Below are 18,559 nucleotides of genomic sequence, written 5' to 3'. Positions count from 1 at the left end.
TTTCCATCTATGAAGTGTATTCACTTGATAGGTGGTTCTTTTTTGTTTGAGAACATTTTAGCTAGGCATATCACTAATTTTTTAGCATATTTTACTTAAGATTTGTTATATTGAAGAAAGAGTGTTAAAAACATGTATTTGAATGATAGGGGAAGATCTTTGTTGGCCGAATTTGATGGGAGGCTCCAATTTTATGCTGTTGGACTGTGATGAGCAATTATTCATGGCTTATAAACAAAAAAGTGAAAAGGGTGCTGAAAATTTACTAGCAACATGGCTGGAGGCAGAGTCAAATCTGCAGGAAGATCCAAAAATACTTGGTACTTCGCTTTCACCAAAGCTATTTTTAGTAAATGAAGAAACGGCTAAGAATATTGCCTTTTCCACAGCTCGTAAATATTGGGGTCGTGTATCAACAGAAATGCAAATGTATTTTGACAAATATGGCTTAGATGCAAAATTTGTGAATGAACGGCTCAATGCTTTTTTTTATACACAAAAAGGAAAAGAAACTTTTTTTGAGCAACTCTTTGCGCAACACACAATAGACTTAGAACGACTAATTTGGCTAGTTTTTGGGAAACGAATGCAAATAGCAATGCCAGTTAATGAACTACAAACAATTATTTTATATAAATTTCAAGATGAATATTTAGTGCATATGATGTATAAAGAGCATGCATCTTTTTGGCATTGGCTTTTTACAAAAAAGGTTTATTCACTGCTTATCCACAGACCCTTAGAGCAATTCACATTTCTTTATGAAATAATGGGACATTTTGAGCAATCTATGAAAGAAAATTGTGAACATGTGGATAACTTTGTGAATAACTATAAAACGATACTGGATAAGTGTATAACTCATGTGGATAAGCACAATGCTAGCTGTTTGGCAAAAAAACAGTTACGTCTTTATCAAATTGTTGTACACTACCGATTGGCTGAGGGAGATAATAACTGTGTGAAGGCACTTATTACGTCCTTTGAGGCGGATTGGCGCTATTCAATGTATGCATTAACGGAGAAGGAAAAAGTGTTAATAGCCTATCTACTATTTCATATAGCACATCAGGAGAAGGATAATGAATTAGTTATTCAATATGGGGAATATTTATTAGAGGATGAGCGACTTAATAATTATGCAATCGAGATAATGCTTGAATATAAAGAGTTACTACCAAATCGTAAGCCGACTCCTCCTGCAATTATTAAAAACTATGAACTAAATTTTTTAGAGAATTTGTATGCTATATTGCTGGATCATTACGTAAGAATGGGACGTTATCAAGAGGGGTTAGTCCTTTTAAAAGAGCATGTACTAGCATCCAATAAAAAAATACATGCAGCATTAGTGGAGGGGAGTTGTAGCAATGAACAATTGATTGCAATTGAGGCATATGTTCAGCAGGATATTGCATTACACGTTAATAATTCATTACAGCATATTGGGTTATCTGTGGAAGAATGGCGTCAACATTATCGCCAATCAGAGGCTCCTTATTATTTTGTAGCTCAAAGTGCCTCTCTCCATCTATTAAATATTTTAAAGATTTTATTTGTAACAGAGCACTATGAGCTTTTTGAGAAATTAATGGAAATCTACAAAAAGTATTTATTGATTGACGATCATTTTGAAAAGCTACGAGTATTTATAAGTGCATATGTATAAAAGTAGGGCTGTCCAAAAAGTTGATCTTCGGCAACTTTCTGGTACAGCCCTGTTCCATATGCAAATAATGTTAGAATGAGTTTTAGAAGTTTTCTTTCTGTGCCTTCGCTGTCTCAAAAGAAGCTTTTATTTCACTTAAAAGATCACTATCTTTTAATAAGCGATAGCCAGCTGAAGCAAGTGCTTTTGCTCCTTTTATTAAAGCTGCATCACCTTCAGGGGATTTAGCAGCTTCTCTAAATTCATTTGTATGCCCAATTAGATCGTCTGGGCCAATTTTTATATATGGATGTGCTGTTGGAACCTCGTAGCTAATATTCCCAGCATCTGTTGAACCTTTGCCTTGTCCTCGAATTGTCCAAACCTTTTCTCCTAAAGCCTCTAACTCCTCTTGTAAAATATTATCTAGTACAGGATTTAGCACAAAATCCTTTACTTCATTTTGGAATCGTTCAATTTTTACCGTTGCCCCGGTTGCTAGTGCAGCACCTTCAGCAATTGCACGTACCTTTACTGATACCTCCTCTGTTTTTTTCCATGAATCCGCACGAATGAAGAATCTTGCTGCTGCATATTCAGGAATAATGTTTGGTGCATCCCCACCATGTGTAATAATTCCATGAATTCGAACATCTGTAGGAAGCTGCTGGCGTAGAGCATTAATCCCAACAAAAAGCTGGATCACTGCATCTAATGCATTAATTCCTTCCTCAGGAGCCCCTGATGCATGTGCGGCTTTCCCGTAAAAATGAAAATCAAGTGGATCAACGGCAAGTGTTTCGCTTGTTAGAGATGTTTTTCCTGCTGGATGAATCATTAAAGCGACATCTACTTCCTTTAAATAGCCATGTGCTACAAAGCTTCCCTTTGCACTGCCGTTTGGACCACCCTCTTCAGCAGGTGTTCCTAAGACGACGACACTTCCACCGGTTTCATCTAATGTTTTAGAAAGAGCAATTCCGGCTGCGACACTCGTTGTTCCGATAATATTATGACCACAGGCATGCCCTAAACCTGGAAGAGCGTCATATTCAGCAAGAAAGGCAATTGTTGAACCAGGTTTTCCACTGTCTTTCACTGCATAAAAGGAGGTTTCATGTCCAGCAACGGCTGTGTCTACTTTAAATCCTGCATTCGTCAAGATTTCTACATGCTTTTGACTTGCGAAAAACTCCTGATTCCCTATTTCTGGATTGGCATGGATTGCCTGGCTAGTTTCAATATACAATGCTTGATTTGTTTCAATGGATTCCTGGATTAGTTCAATTCCCGATAAAGTTTTGCTCATATTTATCTCCCCCTATAGTCCTTTGCTTTGTTTTATTAACTCATCTTTTGATAAATCAACAACAATAGATCCTCCATTTGTTTCTGCCTCGACTGCCTTCATTACGTCTTCCTCATGATACAGCTCGACAATTCTCTGATATGTTTTATTATCTTGATCATCTGCTCGTGCAGCAAAAATGTTCACATAAGGTAAGGCGTTTGGATCGTTGGCATCTTCAAGATAAATGGGGTCCTTTACGGGATCAAACCCAGCTTGTCCAGCAACTCCATTATTAATAACGGATGCAACTACATCTGGTAATACACGTGGTGTTTGTTGAGCTACAATCGGTAAAATGTCTAAATCTTTCGGGTTGTCGACGATTTTACTTGGGTCACCGAAGAGACCAAAATCATCTGCCAATTTAATTAAGCCAGCTGATTCTAATAATCTTAATGCACGAGCCTGGTTGGAAGGGTCATCAGGGATAGCAATTTTGTCACCTTTTTTAATTTCGTTAACATCCTTCACTTTCTCTGAATATATTCCCATTGGAGCAATAACAGTAGCACCAATTGGAACTAAATCGACATTATTTTCTTTAGTAAATTGTGTTAGAAACGCGATATGCTGAAAGGAATTAATATCAATTTCTTTATTTGCTAATGCCTGATTCGGCAATGTATAGTCAGAGAACTCAACAAGCTCAATTTCAATCCCTTCCTTTTTAGCTTTCTCTTTTAAAATCGGCCATACTTCACCATCTGTTCCAGTTACACCAATCTTTACTTTTTCTTCTTTTTTAGCATTATCTGTAGCTGAATCAGACCCACAGGCAGCCAATGCTAATACGGCTGTTAAAACTAATAAAATACTAAACCACTTTTTCATTATTAATCTCCTCTTTCGTTGTTTTATTCAAATGAAAAATGTCCTTCTTACCGTCGCATAATTTTTCTTGATAGCTTATTCCCAATCCACTGCGCAATTTGTACAAGAATAATAAGAATAATAACGGTCACAAGCATGACACTTCCATCAAAGCGTTGATAACCATATGTCATTGCAATATGACCTAAACCGCCTCCGCCAACTGTACCAGCCATTGCAGAGAAATCTATTAAACCGACTGTCACAAACGTTAAGCCTAAAATTAACGGTCCAAGTGCCTCTGGAATTAATACAGTAAAAATAATTTGTAGAGGACTTGCTCCCATTGCCTTTGCGGCTTCAATTACCCCAGGGTCAATGCTAACTAAGTTATTCTCTACTACTCTCGCAATACCAAATGATGAGGCAATCGTCATTGGAAAGATTGCTGCCCACGTACCAATCGTTGTTCCAACAACCATTCTTGTTAATGGGCTAATGGCCACTAGAAAAATAATAAATGGAACTGGGCGAATAATATTAATTAAAAAATTTAACAATTGAAACACGAATTTGTTCTCTAAAATATTTCCTTTTCGTGTCACATATAGTAGTAAACCTATTGTTATACCAAGAATAGAACCGAAGATAAGGGTTATAATAACCATTAAAATCGTTTCACCCGTAGATTCAAAAATACGGGGCCAAAAAGTCGTCCAATCAACCTTCATTGAATTTTACCTCCTCAACAGTTACAATGTCTTGTAATTCAGTAAGAACACTAGGTATTTTATCGCTATGTCCCTCAAATGAGACGAGCAAGTTCCCATAGAACTTCTCCTGAATTTCTCGGACAGAGCCATAGACGATATTAACGTCCACATCAAATTTTCTTGTTACGCGAGAAAGGATAGGATCGCTAGCAATATCACCTTTAAAAATAACACGGTATAAATTTTTGCCGCCTTTTTTTCTCCATTCCTCTAATAGAGATGCAGATGGTCGATCTTGCTGAACCGATTGAATAAACCGTTGAGTCGTTAAATGCTGTGGATTTGTAAAAATATCAAAAACTGAATTAGATTCAATTACTGCTCCATTTTCCATGACTGCTACTCTGTCACATATTTGTTGGATGACATTCATCTCATGTGTGATTAGCAAAATAGTGATTCCTAAATCCTTGTTTACTTTTTTGAGAAGGCGGAGAATTTCCCCAGTTGTATCTGGATCAAGCGCTGAGGTTGCTTCATCACAAATTAATATATCAGGGGAGGTAGCAAGCGCCCTCGCAATGCCAACCCGCTGTTTTTGGCCTCCAGATAATTGCTCAGGGTAATCGTTCGCTTTTTCTGTAAGACCAACAAAACTAAGAAGTTCTGCAACTCTTTCATTAATTTCTTTTTTAGGCACTCCCGCCAGCTTAAGTGGATAGGCTACATTTCCAGCTACCGTTCTTGAGGAGAATAAGTTGAAATTTTGAAAAATCATGCCGATTCTTCTTCTCAGCTTTCTTACCTCTTTTGGTGTGAGCGAATTAATATCAACACCTTGTACTTGAACAGTGCCATGGGTTGGACTTTCTAATAGATTCACAAGTCGCAATAATGTGCTCTTTCCTGCACCACTAAATCCAATAATTCCAAAAATCTCTCCCTGCTGAATTGAAAGAGATACATCTTTCACTGCATTCACTTCACGATCACCAAATTTAAAGGTTTTCGCTACATTCTGAAATTCAATCATTTACTTGCTCAACTCCCTATTTAAAAATAAAGAACAAAAAGGACCTTCCTTTTGTTCTTATCGATTAAGAAAAAAGGAAGGTCCCCACTATTGAAGAAACTACTTCCTTCTCATCTTTCAAATGTAAGTACATTTGCAGGAATTGGCACGGTATTATGTTAATAACCCGCTGCCGAGACTTCATTGGGCCTGTCCCTCAGTCTCTCTGGATAAGAAGAAATTATCGTATTTAATTGTCTGTTAAGATTTAAACAATACTATAATGCTTGATGAATTATATGTCAACATTTCTTTTAAAAAGTTTTATTAGAAAAATAAATCCATTTACTGTTATAACAGCAGGAGTACATTGGTAGCCGCGTTTTTTCTAGTGAAATAATTTATGCTTATGTTACTGAGGATGTCAATGAGCAGGCAGCCATAAAAAGGTTCAATTTGAAAATTGCCTACTTCCAAATTGAACCTTTCCGTTATTCTAAAACGCCCTTTTCTCGTAAACTAGCAATTTGTTCATCATTATAGCCAAGTGCAGTTAATACTTCTTCATTATGCTCTCCAAGCTTGGCACCGACATACTTGTACTCAGGCTCAGTGCCATCAAATTTAAAGGCAGAAGCAATTTGCTGTTGCATGGTGCCATCGCTTTTTGGAATATCGACGATCATGCCGCGAGCCTTCAACTGTGGATGCTCACATGCTTCTGGAAAAGTGAGTACAGGCTCTACACAACCTTCAAAATCCTCGTTAAATACCTCAAGCCATTCCTCATATGTCTTTGATAGAAAGGCATCATGAACAGCCTCTTTAAAGCGTATTTGCGTATAGTAAGAATCATTAAAGGTATTATCAATCAACTCAGGAATGTCGAGTGCTTCACAGAGCAGTTTACGAAATTGAGGTTCTAAGCTACCGACAGAGAAGAAGCGTCCATCTTTTGTTTTGTAAAAATCATAGTAACTGCCTCCGTTTAAAATTTCTTGCTCTGGCTGTGGTACACGACCACCCCCAATAAACGCAGCACCATACATAGCATTCAGCGAAAAGACAGCATCTGTCATACTAATATCTATGAATTGTCCTTCGCCTGTTTTTTCACGATGAAGGGCAGCAGCCAGTACCCCAATTGCGGCATGCATTGTCCCTCCAGCTATATCAGCTAGTTGAACCCCCATGGAGACAGGCTTTTTATCCTTATGGCGTGAATAATCGAGTAAGCCTGCTAAAGATAAATAGTTATTATCGTGTCCAGGTCGATTGCTATAAGGTCCAGTTTGTCCGTAACCAGTAATCGCACAATAGATAACCTTTGGATTTATTTCCTTTAGAGCTTCATAGCCAATGCCAAGGCGTTGCATGACACCAGGCCGAAAACCTTCGATAATAACGTCATACTCTTGCACCAGTGATTTTACAATGTCTATAGCCTCTGGTGATTTAAGATTTAATGTAATTGATTTTTTAGATCGATTTAAATGTTGATGAATGTAAGCCTCATGATCTTCATCATAGGGAGGCATAATTCGTGTTAAATCAACGCGCTTTGAAGATTCAACATGGATGACATCTGCTCCTAAATCAGCAAAAATCATTGTCGCCATTGGCCCTGGTAGTAATGCAGAAAAATCGAGAATTTTTAACCCTTGTAAAATGCCCAAATCTTCCAACCCCTTTTTGTGTAGGCTACACGACCATCCCATTGATGGAAGCGTAGCGCTTTTCTCATAATCCCCATTGTGTGAAAAGCGTAACGTTCGATTCTGTATTAATACAGTTTATTTTATTTTAAAGAGTATTATAACAGAATAGACCTTAACTTGCCTATGCTATTTTTCATTATAAAATAAACATTTCAACTTTCATATGTCAGAATAACAATAAAAGTAAAAAAATTTAGAATTTAGATTTTTTATCAAATTTCAGACAATAGTTGTCAGTTGTTAGAATATTTAATTTAAAAAAATAAATTGTAGAATTTTGTTTACTAGCTAGCTATATGATACGACCCTTTTTATTGATACAATCCTAGTGGTGTATTGGATTCTTCTTACGCAATTTGGAAATGATACTATTACCCCATTTATTAATAAAGTATCTCTCAAAAAATACATATAAAATTAACGTAAATAGGAGAGAAGAAATGAAATCACATCAATTAAAACTAAAGCATTTAATTATGGGAGTTGCGATGGCAGCATTCTTTTTCACGAGCCTTGGTAGTGTTTGGGGCGGATACAGAATGAATATTGACTCGATAAAGGAAAATACACTAGAAACGAATAGGGTTTATGCTCAAAAATTGGCATCTACTGCGGATTCTTATCTACATGAATCTTTCCAAATATTAGGTTATAGTGCAACTCAGATACAAGCAAAGATGGACGATGCGCAAGCATTGAATCAGGAAACAGAACGTTTGAGATTGCAAAATCAAATGTTTAATTCTGTAGTAATAACAAATGCAGAAGGATTGGTTTTATCCGTCTCTCCACCATCTATTGAAATAAAGGGAGAAATTTTAACATCAATCGGTGCTAAAGAGGCGTTATCCAAAAGGACACCACTTATCTCTAAACCATATGAGGCGATGACAGGACGTCTCATCATTTTTATTTCTCATCCTATTTTTTCCGACTCCAATGAGTATTTAGGAATGATAGCAGGGACTATTTATTTAAAGGAACCAAATGCCTTTAAAACTTTACTGGGAGAGCATTATAGTAAGGACGGCTCTTACGTATATGTAGTTGATTCAGATGGGCGTGTTATCTATCATCAAGACCCAAGTCGGATTAATGATGTGGTAACGAAAAATAAAGTCGTTCAATCGGTGATATCAGGAAAGAGTGGTGCTCAACTTGTTGAGAACACAGAAAGAGTGAAAATGCTTGCTGGCTATAGTACAGTCCCATCAACAGGATGGGGCGTTGTCGCCCAGAAACCTTTAGACGTAGCACTAGCCCCTTCCTTTGATCGTGTGCAGGAAGTCATTATTAAATCTGTACCCCTTATGATTCTATCTATTATCATTGTACTTTGGGCGGCAGCACGCATTGCCAACCCTTTGCAGCAACTAGCAAATTTAACGGAGGAAAGTTTAGATAAGAAAAATGTAGAAGGTTTAAAATCTGTAAGTGGATGGTACTTTGAAGCTTATTCTTTGAAGAATGCCTTGGTTCGGAGTTTATCATTTTTACATGGACAGGTCTCGTTTTTCAAGGATCAATCTACTGTTGATCCACTGACGGGAGTTACGAATCGACGTACAATGGATTCGATGCTTGCCGAATGGTTAACGAACAATGTACCACATGCAATTATTTTACTAGATTTAGATCACTTTAAAAGTGTGAACGACACATATGGTCATGCAGTAGGCGATAAAGTTTTGCAATTTTTAGCCAGTCATATGGAAGCTGTGGCTCGTGAAGGAGATGTATGCTGTCGATATGGTGGCGAGGAATTTGTCATACTGCTACCAAATACGGCAGCAGAAGAGGCAGCACAAGTGGCTGAACAACTACGAGAAATTTTGGCAACAACAGAAAGTCCATGTGGCAGACCCATAACATTATCTGCAGGAATAGCTGCCTATCCAGCAATGGCAGATTCAACAGAGGAACTAATTAAAGCAGCTGACGATGCACTATACCTTGCGAAACAAGAGGGACGCAATCAAGTAAAGGTTGCGGAAATATAAATGCAGTAAAAAATGAAACAAAGGGGCTTACAATTTTGAATTTCGGGGTAATTGATTAATGCAAACATCATTTGGGCAAGCTACTTGTAAGTCATCCGCCATATGACTTCCTAAACCATGTTCAAATGATATGTAACTCGGGTCACATCTCTTGATCGACTTGACAAGACGTAAGGTTATCCCCCTTTCCCTTATGACACCCCAAGGACGACTAGATGTATGCCTATATATCGTGAAAAGCCAAGCGAGCACCGATGCTCCTTGGCTTTTTTGTTGTGTGGATGAAGGGAATTTATTTTGTTATTAGTGAGGGTAAAACGTGGCCACAATGGTTTGAAGAGGAGAGAAGTGGTGATATCACATGGAAGAGCTCGTCAAAGTGTAGAGCCCGTTCTAAAAGTGGGAAAAGATGCTCATTAAGAAGGGCTATCATTCCAAAAGAAATAGAAAGGTGAGTCAAAATGGCGAATCACTCAGTTAGCAAACTGAAAAATTAATCACCATTTCAGAAATAGAAAGGTCATTTGATTAATCAAGAAATTTACCTGACTAATTTAGATTTATCTATGAAGGTTCGTTAGCTACGAGCCGATATAAAGAGTATGAGGAAATGATATTTGTACGTATCAAAATACATAAGCGAAAGGAAGAGTGGGATGGATAAATCTAAAATCCAAAAAGTAAATAAAGCCTTGATAGCAACAGTATTTGCTACAAGTGGGATTGCTGTTGTAGTACCTCCACCACAAAAAGCGGCAGCGGCTACTTCTCCCTTTACAGACATCGACCAATACTCAGTTCATTATAACGATATATTAAAATTATATTCTCAGGGTGTGATTAACGGGTTTGCCGATAAAACCTTCCGTCCGGATGTCAATGTAACACGTGGACAAGCAGCAAAAATGATTGCAACGGCATTAAAATTGGATACGAGAAATGTCCAAAATCCTTATTATAAGGATGTACCGAAGGGTAGCGAATTTTATAAATTTGTCGCAGCATTGCAAAACGCGGGCATTATGTCTGGGTATTCTAATGGCACATTTATGCCAAACGAAGTGATGACTCGTGGCGAATTAGCAAAAATATTAGTATTAGCATTCCATTTGGAGGTATCTCCTAGTTACAACAATATTTTTAAAGATGTAGATAGCCAATCAAGCAATGCTATCTATATTCAAACACTTATCGATTTAAATATTACTGAAGGCACAACACCTGTGACATTCTCTCCGTTTGATGCTGTAAATCGTGGACAGTTTGCTTCTTTTGTGGTTCGTTCACAAGAGAAAAAGAACAATGAAACATCTTTCAAAATTATAGATGTAGATGATGATGCCGTTTATATAAATGGTGAAGCCTATGCAGTTCCAGAAAGCCTTTCACATATTTTTAATGACGATAATGCACCTGTCTTAAAGGGTGCTTATATTGAGGGTGATCTTTCTGGTAAGAAGGTTCGATCCATCTCTAAACTAACATTAAATGCAAGCGGAACAAGCTCAAAATTCCTTGATTTTGATGGTGATTATGGTTCATTAGGTGCAACCATTGTAGTTAATGGCAACTATATTGAATTTTCGAATCTGAAGATGACAGGTACTATGTTCGTCAATGAAACAGTTCGACCACCATTGCATTTAGGTGCTACTAACAATCAACCATTATCCATTGGGCGTGTGGCGAGCAATAATATTTCTTTTATCAACTGGTCGAATCCAGATAATACTAAAGGCGATGGTCCATCTAATAACAATTCAACAAACGATCTTCAAAATTGGACGAACCAAAATCCTGATAAAGATAAGCCATTTGTCAACTGGTCAAAAGAAAAACAAGAAATGAAAAATGTTGAAAAGCATCTTGAATTTTATAACAGCACTGTTTCGAGACTAGTAGTATCACAAACAGGGACAAAAATCGAATCCAATATGAAACTACCACGTGTAGACATCATCGGAAGTGTTCGCGAATTTGAAATTCAAGGCTATATTGGAACATTAAATCTGGATACCGAAACAAAGTTAACGATCTATGGAGATGGCAATATTGATTGGATAAACTACAACAGTTATACAGATTTAGAGCTGTATATAGATGGCCGTATCGGTACTCTATATGTTGATAATTCATACGGCAAGGTTGACATTGGGGACTATACGTATATCGACAAAGTCATTTTACCTAAAGATGAATCTCCAAATAATATCTTTGATGATTTCCTAGATGATAAAGACAATATCGGAAATATCACAGATCCAGATGGCAAACCAATCGATAAAGACGAAAACGAGAATCAGAATCCAGATGATAAAACAAAGCCTATTGTAAGTATTACAAATGTCAAAGTGCTCAATGGCAGTGAGATTCAAGCAGATTTCACATCTGATGAGGTAGGTACGTACTACTATATTGTGCGTGAAAAGGGAGCAGAGGCACCTAATAAACGTGAAATGGTAAACCATCTTTCAATTGAAAACGTTGCATACGGAAGTAGTGCGGCAATCAAAGGCACAAACTCAATAAAAGTTTCAAATCTAGGTGAGAAAAAAGAATATGTCATCTACATCATGGTTGTAGACGGCTCGAAAAATGCATCTGATATTGTCTCTCAAGCATTCCAAATGAAAGATGCAACTCCACCAGTAGTTAAATCTCTACAAGTTACGCCTTTACATGGAGGAACACGTGCTGAATTCAAGTTTGCAGCAAGTGAACCTGGAGATTATTACTATTATGTACGTAAGAAAACAACAGCAGCTGACCCAACAACGGCAGATATCGTCGCAAACCCAACAGGTAAAGGGAAGGCAAAAGCTGGAGAACTTGGAATAACAGGAATTTTAACAGAATTAGATGCTGAAACCGAATATCAACTTTATGTTGTCATGAAGGATGATTCAGGCAACTTCTCGGTAGATCCTATACCTAAAGAGGCGGTTAAAGAGTTTAAAACTGGTGAGCTTGATAATATCCCACCATATGTTGTAGGTGGACAACTTGTATTACTAGATGAGATTAAAAATGAATTTTATCTAACCGTGAGTGAGGATTTAGATCCTATTTCTGCTGAAAAAATAGAGAACTATGATCTTTCAGGTACAGGGATAGTCAATCAAGGTGCACAGCAACCGATACATCCTACAAAGGTTGTCTATAATAAAGCTCAGAAAAGATTAATTTTCACCATTCCATCACTAACAGGCTTTGTAAACGGGGATAATCTAGTTGTTACAATATCACCGAATGTTAAAGATTTGGCTGATATCGAATTTGAAAATATCAATAACATTCCAAATAATACTGTTCCGCGAAACACAGCCGAATACATTCATAACGATATTGAATTACCAGTCCTCACAATTATAGGAGAACCAGTAATTAATAATACAAAGGACCAAACACTTCTTGAGTTTAATGCTTCAAAAGCAGGAACGTATCATTATCTAATTATGGAGTCAGATATAACTCTTACACGTGATGACCGCTTACGTTTAATTGAAGCTGTCCAATTAAATGAAACAAAATTTAAGGTTGGAACAGAAGAAATCGATATTGTTGGGAGCGGAGGTAATAAACCTGCTCAACTAGGAAAACAAAAGGTAGTAATCCCATTACCAACAGCAAATTTAAATCCGTTTAAGAGCTACTCTATCTATATGGTATTGCGCGATCGTTCAGGAAATGTTTCAGATATTGAGACTAGACATGTAATCGATGACCAAACACCACCGAAAATTGAAAATACATCGATAAAGATAGCTCAAGGAGATAAGAATGCTACCTTCAAATTTATGTCAGATGAAGATGGTACGTATCACTATATTCTTAGAAAAGCTGGCGATGCAACAGTTCCAGTACCTTCAAGTGCTGAGGAGGTTATTGAAAGAGGAAGAGCTAGCAATATGCGAAAGGGTACTAATGAAATTAATTTTACCTCTTTAGAACCCCATCAAAATTATGAGCTTTATGTTGCGGTAAAAGATAGATATAAAAATGCAACAATGCTTCAAGTAGGTACAGAGTCAAAAGTATATACTTTTGATGAACAGCAAAATAAAACAATTACTTTGACACCAGGCGAAACTGACAAAGGTGTAATGGCATATAAATTCTTCTCAGATGGTACACCACCAAAGGTAGAGGATCCGATCGTTAAACAGCTTGATGGAAAAACATTAGAAGTGACTTTTTCTGAGGCTATTGAATTAAAAGATTCAGATTTCCAATTAGTGAATCCTGAAACAGGCACTGCAATTACTCCTACTTATGCTTCATGGAAGTGGCAGGATAAGGTAGATGAAATTGATGAATGGAAGCCACGTAAAATGATACTAACATTTGCAAATGAAGTTACACAAAGCTTTGATATGACAATCAATGCTACCGCGAAGGATAAAGGCGGATGGGCATTCAGTAAATTAAAAGCAGAATACAAATATCCAACAAAAGTGAATACAATTACTTCAGCAACGTTAGTACCTGATATACAGTACCCAGGTGACTTAAATATTTCTAAGCAGGTTCGAGTTATTGCTAACTTAGATGCAGATATAACATGGAATCAGCATTACTATTATGCAGTTCTTTCAAAAAACCAGGGTGACTTAACAATAGCTAATATTAAAGATATTATCGAAAGAGCTGATAGCAATAATTACACAGACATTCCTGGCGGAGGAATAATATCTTATGGTAAGGGACAAATAACAAAACCTTCAGATGCAAGTTCTGAAAAAACATTTACGGCTATTCAAACAAGCACTGATCCAAATTCTACAAACATATTCCAAAAGGATCAAAAAATATATTTATTTACGAAGGATAAATACGGAAATATAGTTTATGCGAAGGAATCTACATCTCCAACAGCTCCAAACTATGTCTTAATCCAACCTAGAACTCAATAGAATATAAAAACACTAGCTATCAATTCTAATAGCTAGTGTTTTTTATTTACTTAAACACGTTATTTTAAAAGTGGATGATAATCAATATCATTTATAATACATAGTGGAGGAGGGTGAAAGTCGACATGAATATAGAAGAACATCTACTACTCTGGAATTACGCTTCTATCAAGGTATTAGACGTTCGTCATAGAGTAATGAGGATAGGGGATACATTACAGCCTTATAAATTGCCAACAAGTGTACTTATAGTAATCACGCGTGGAACAGCGCAAGTGCATTTGGATCAAACTAATTATCACGTGATTCAGTTTCAAATGATACATAGCGGTAAAGGGGCAGCTTTAGAAATTAATCAAATAACTAATGAACTAGAGTGCTACCTTATTTTTTATAAAGGTTCTGTTCCTTATCCTGTTGGTCAAAGGATTCTTCAGCTGTTTGAGAAAAGAAATGCATTTCAAATCCAGTTTAGCTTGGTACCGAAATATCCGGTAACTATTTATGAAAAAGTGCAGCTTATGTACGAAAGCTGGCAACAATCACGGTGGCTGGAACGTTTGCAAGTTAAAACATTATTCTATCAAATTATATTAAGTATATATCAAGAGTTATGTAGCCAAGAGAGCTATGTAAAAGAAACAGATTTAGTAAGTCAAATAAAGAGGTATGTGGATGAGCATTATGCAGATTCGATAAAGCTAGAGTCTCTTGCAGAGCATTTAAATTACAGTGTATCACATATATCGGCAGTATTTAAAAGAGAGACCAACTATAGCTTTATCGAATATGTCATGCATACAAGAATGAAAAAGGCTGTAGCTCTATTAAAATCAACAAACGTGTCTTTAAAGGATATTGCGACAAGTGTTGGCTATACAGATGTTCATTATTTTAATCGTATTTTTAAAAGACATCTAGGAATATCACCAGGGAAATATAGAAAACGAGTAATGGAACAAGGCATACTAGAAGATACTCCACAAATCATCATGGAATCCTCTATTGAAGGGGAAATGTTTCAACGATATATTGTTAATGATAATCATTATCAATATAAAAAAGGAGAAAATATTCCAATGTCTCAGAAACATAAAACAAACTTTGCAGCGATAGTATTGCTTTGTCTAACACTACTATTGGGTGCTTGTTCGAATGGCACAAACCCACAGTCCAAGACACAAGGACAGACTACCGAAGTAACACAAGCAACCATCGTTTATAAGGCGGCGAATAGAGAAGTGGAGATTCCCAAAAATCCGAAACGTATTGTAGTTGTAGCAGACAGTTATGCGGGTTATTTATTGGCATTGGGCATTAAACCTATTGGTATGTCTGATTTTGCGTTAAGTAATCCTTATTTTGAAGGTAAAATAGATGGCATTGAAAGTATTGGTGACAACAAATCGATTGAAAAAATCTTGGAATTGAAACCAGATTTAATTATTGCTTTTGATGGCATGGAAGGCTTTGAAAACTTTGAAAAGATTGCGCCAACTGTTGGCATTAAGTATGGCGCCATGAGTTACCGTGAACAATTAGTAGAGTTTGGTAAGATGCTTAATAGAGAAAAAGAAGCCGCTCAATGGATAAATAATTGGGATGAAAAAATTGCCGACAACAAGTCAACTATCCAAGAGGTTGTTGGAGATCAGACCGTTTCTCTAATGGGTGGTACTGACAAAGAGGTTTACATATATGGTGATCATTATTCTAGAGGTGGAGAAATTATTTATGGGGAGTTCCAGCTAAATGCGCCAGCCTTGGTTCAAAAAGAAGCACTTGAGTCGAAAGAATGGGGAGTTGCATTTTCCATTGAACGTTTGCTGGATTATGCAGGAGATTTTATTTTTGTAGAAGATACAGCACTTGCATTTCTAAAGGAAAGTATTTTATGGAATGAGCTACCTGCGGTGAAAAATAACAAGGTCACTATATTAGATAGTGATGCTTCCTACTTTAATGATCCCGTTTCATTAGAGAAGCAGCTTGATATTGTAGTAGAAGCCTTTAACAAAATGGATAAAAATAAATAACATGAATATTTTCGGAAGCCAAACTACCATCAATGTAGTTTGGCTTTCATTTGAGAATCATTTTCAATTATAATGATAGTAGTAAAAAAGATAGGTAGGAGGAATTATGTGCATTATGAATGTTGATGACCATATATACCTGTGGGATCATGCTGCTATCAAAGTGCTAGATGTTCGGCATCAGATTATGAGGATGGGAGAAACATTACAGTCTTATAAAATGCCAGCTAATGGCTTTATTTTTGTTTCTCGAGGAAGGGCGCAAGTTCAGCTCAATCAAATCGAGTATATTATTCAGCAGTTTCAAGTCATACATGGTAGCAAAGGGACTATTTTAGATATTTTTCTAACGGAGGATGAGTTGGCGTATTATTTGATTTTTTATAAAGCGACCATGCCTAATCCTATGCGCCCGGAAGTATTACGCCTAATGGATAAAAGTAATCCATTTCAACTGCAATATAGCTATATACCCAGTTACCCGATTGCTATTTTTCACAAAGTTAAATTGATGGAGCAGGAGTGGAGGAAGTCTGGTGGAATAGATCGCTTTCATGTGAAATCATTATTCTATCAATTTGTTCATAATCTGCTACAGCAACTACATAGCCAAGGTATAGATATGATGAAGCCCGACCTTGTAGGACAGGTAATGAAATATTTACAAGAGCATTATGCACAGGCTTTGACACTAGAATCTATTGCAGCCAATTTGAATTATAGCGTTCCTTATTTAGCGTCCATTTTTAAAAAGAAAACGGGTTATAGTGTAATTGACTATTTGATTCAGATTCGCCTTGATATAGCGGCAAATTTATTAGTAGAAACGGATGCCACATTGAAGGAAATTGCCGAAAATGTGGGCTATAAGGACCCTTATTATTTGAGCCGTCTTTTTAAAAAGCATAGGGGTGTTACGCCATTACGCTTTAGAAAACAAGAAAGAAAAAATGCTATACATCGTCCTCAAAATAGCATTGAATCGTCCATTGTTTGGAGACCAATATGGCGATATATTGATAGTGATAATCATTATCAATATAAGCGAGAGGAAGTTATACATATGCATAGAGGTTCAAGAGCTTCATTCACAGCAATGGCACTACTTTGTATTACGTTACTATTATCAGCATGTACGGGAGGTACTGTTAATCTAAACAATGAAACTACTGGACAAAATCAGACTGTAGTAGAAAGTCAGTCAGCTAGCTCTACTGAGACAAGGGTTTACAAAGACCTTCAAGGGACAGAAGTAGACATTCCTACAAATCCAGAACGAATTGTCCTTCAGGGTAATGCAATTGGTGATTTAATAGCATTAGGTATAGAGCCTGTTGGGGTAGATCGTCGTTTCATCGAGAGCGGTGTTTTAGAAGATAACGGGAAAATTAGTTCAACAGATATCGGCTTTCCAACAAATTTAGAGAAGGTACTGACGTTAAAGCCCGATTTGATTATGCTGTCATATATTATGGATAATGAGGTTGAAGAAGCTTCTAAAATTGCACCAACCGTTGTTTTCGATGGTATGCAGCCATTAAAGGATCGATTCCCAGTCGTTGCTGATATTGTTGGTAAAAAGGAAGAGGGAGAGCAGCTACTGAGGAAATATAATGAAGATGCCGATGCAATGTGGGAACAGCTTCGCGCAAATGGTAAGGTGGCTGAAGGAGAAACGGCTGTCGTATTCCAATTTTTTTGGAATAAAAAAATGTTCGTGATGAAAACAGGCGGGGTAGCAGGCTTGCTGTATCAAGACAAAGGATATACTATGGACGAAAAGGTACAGGCATTACAGCCAAATAGTGGGCCATATATTGAAATTACTAAAGAAACACTGCATGAGACACTTGTGGGTGATCAATTATTTGTATTAATTTCTGGAGATAAAGAGGCACAAAAGGCATTTGATGAATTAACACAAGAGCCATTGTGGAACTCCTTACCTGCCGTGAAGAACAATAAAGTTCACTTTATTGAGGATAAATGGAATTATGATGATATGACAACAAGTAACATGCTGTTAGAGGAATTTCCAAATATACTGAAAAAATAAGTAAACTAGAAAGGCTCGGGGAAATCCTTAGCCTTTTTTGTGTTTGCTAAATAAAGGCAGACGTTATCAAATCATCATCCGGCGGGGGAAATCGATAGTAAAGAGGACTATCAAAACTGTTAGAGAAATAGCTGGCTTTTCTAAAGAATTAAATACGATAAACTATAAAAGTCAAGCAATTATAGTTATCTATATTTGCTTGACTTGTTGTTGAAAAAAGGTAATGTCAACGGCATAATAAGCAATGTGGTAAGGCGAGGGGTTGATTTCCGTTCCGCCAGCGTCCTTTCCAGGGGGCGTCC

Annotated in this window: 10 protein-coding genes and 1 riboswitch; of the genes, 5 read left to right on the top strand and 5 right to left on the bottom strand. The window is 36.9% G+C overall.

The window, feature by feature from the left end:
* Positions 1–175 precede the first annotated feature (175 nt).
* Positions 176–1,669 (top strand): hypothetical protein, encoded by a 1,494-nt coding sequence (locus tag CRI88_RS19020; protein ID WP_254777879.1) that lies wholly within the window; start codon positions 176–178, stop codon positions 1,667–1,669.
* A gap of 82 nt (positions 1,670–1,751) precedes the next feature.
* Here the strand turns inward: CRI88_RS19020 and CRI88_RS19015 are convergent, their stop codons facing one another.
* The 5 genes from CRI88_RS19015 to CRI88_RS18995 form a co-directional block, all read right to left on the bottom strand.
* Positions 1,752–2,957, bottom strand: coding sequence for a M20 family metallopeptidase (locus tag CRI88_RS19015; protein ID WP_036124984.1), 1,206 nt, complete (start codon positions 2,955–2,957; stop codon positions 1,752–1,754).
* A 12-nt stretch (positions 2,958–2,969) separates the two neighbouring features.
* Complete coding sequence (locus CRI88_RS19010; protein WP_058845259.1) at positions 2,970–3,830, bottom strand: MetQ/NlpA family ABC transporter substrate-binding protein; 861 nt, start codon at positions 3,828–3,830, stop codon at positions 2,970–2,972.
* A 47-nt stretch (positions 3,831–3,877) separates the two neighbouring features.
* Positions 3,878–4,540 (bottom strand): methionine ABC transporter permease, encoded by a 663-nt coding sequence (locus CRI88_RS19005; protein WP_036124987.1) that lies wholly within the window; start codon positions 4,538–4,540, stop codon positions 3,878–3,880.
* Complete coding sequence (locus CRI88_RS19000) at positions 4,530–5,555, bottom strand: methionine ABC transporter ATP-binding protein (RefSeq protein WP_058845260.1); 1,026 nt, start codon at positions 5,553–5,555, stop codon at positions 4,530–4,532. Before CRI88_RS19000 ends, CRI88_RS19005 begins: the two co-directional genes overlap by 11 nt.
* 107 nt (positions 5,556–5,662) lie before the next feature.
* A riboswitch (SAM riboswitch) is annotated at positions 5,663–5,771 on the bottom strand.
* A gap of 254 nt (positions 5,772–6,025) precedes the next feature.
* Positions 6,026–7,210, bottom strand: coding sequence for a CaiB/BaiF CoA transferase family protein (locus CRI88_RS18995; RefSeq protein ID WP_101966944.1), 1,185 nt, complete (start codon positions 7,208–7,210; stop codon positions 6,026–6,028).
* Between the two features lie 482 nt (positions 7,211–7,692).
* Between CRI88_RS18995 and CRI88_RS18990 the strand changes: the two genes are divergently transcribed.
* The 4 genes from CRI88_RS18990 (at position 7,693) to CRI88_RS18975 (ending at position 18,257) form a co-directional block, all read left to right on the top strand.
* Positions 7,693–9,252 carry a sensor domain-containing diguanylate cyclase gene (locus CRI88_RS18990; RefSeq protein WP_036128290.1) on the top strand — a complete coding sequence of 520 codons (1,560 nt, stop codon included), beginning with the start codon at positions 7,693–7,695 and terminating at the stop codon, positions 9,250–9,252.
* 656 nt (positions 9,253–9,908) lie between these two features.
* Positions 9,909–14,165: an S-layer homology domain-containing protein gene (locus tag CRI88_RS18985; protein WP_101966943.1), complete on the top strand. Its 4,257-nt coding sequence runs from the start codon at positions 9,909–9,911 to the stop codon at positions 14,163–14,165.
* 125 nt (positions 14,166–14,290) lie between these two features.
* Positions 14,291–16,201, top strand: a complete 1,911-nt coding sequence (locus tag CRI88_RS18980; RefSeq protein WP_101966942.1) for an AraC family transcriptional regulator — start codon at positions 14,291–14,293, stop codon at positions 16,199–16,201.
* Between the two features lie 115 nt (positions 16,202–16,316).
* Positions 16,317–18,257, top strand: coding sequence for an AraC family transcriptional regulator (locus CRI88_RS18975; protein WP_180957824.1), 1,941 nt, complete (start codon positions 16,317–16,319; stop codon positions 18,255–18,257).
* The last annotated feature ends 302 nt before the right edge of the window (positions 18,258–18,559 follow it).

This window comes from Lysinibacillus fusiformis (genome assembly GCF_002845985.1).
Lineage (GTDB): Bacteria > Bacillota > Bacilli > Bacillales_A > Planococcaceae > Lysinibacillus > Lysinibacillus fusiformis_D.
This window is presented reverse-complemented; position numbering and strand designations above follow the sequence as displayed.

What these genes read in the sequence shown, in the direction of transcription:
- CRI88_RS18985 (WP_101966943.1), top strand. Translation starts at nt 9,909, where the DNA reads ATGGATAAATCTAAAATCCAAAAAGTAAATAAAGCCTTGATAGCAACA.
- CRI88_RS19000 (WP_058845260.1), bottom strand. Translation starts at nt 5,555, where the DNA reads ATGATTGAATTTCAGAATGTAGCGAAAACCTTTAAATTTGGTGATCGT.
- CRI88_RS18990 (WP_036128290.1), top strand. Translation starts at nt 7,693, where the DNA reads ATGAAATCACATCAATTAAAACTAAAGCATTTAATTATGGGAGTTGCG.
- CRI88_RS19020 (WP_254777879.1), top strand. Translation starts at nt 176, where the DNA reads ATGGGAGGCTCCAATTTTATGCTGTTGGACTGTGATGAGCAATTATTC.
- CRI88_RS18975 (WP_180957824.1), top strand. Translation starts at nt 16,317, where the DNA reads ATGAATGTTGATGACCATATATACCTGTGGGATCATGCTGCTATCAAA.
- CRI88_RS18980 (WP_101966942.1), top strand. Translation starts at nt 14,291, where the DNA reads ATGAATATAGAAGAACATCTACTACTCTGGAATTACGCTTCTATCAAG.
- CRI88_RS19010 (WP_058845259.1), bottom strand. Translation starts at nt 3,830, where the DNA reads ATGAAAAAGTGGTTTAGTATTTTATTAGTTTTAACAGCCGTATTAGCA.
- CRI88_RS19015 (WP_036124984.1), bottom strand. Translation starts at nt 2,957, where the DNA reads ATGAGCAAAACTTTATCGGGAATTGAACTAATCCAGGAATCCATTGAA.
- CRI88_RS19005 (WP_036124987.1), bottom strand. Translation starts at nt 4,540, where the DNA reads ATGAAGGTTGATTGGACGACTTTTTGGCCCCGTATTTTTGAATCTACG.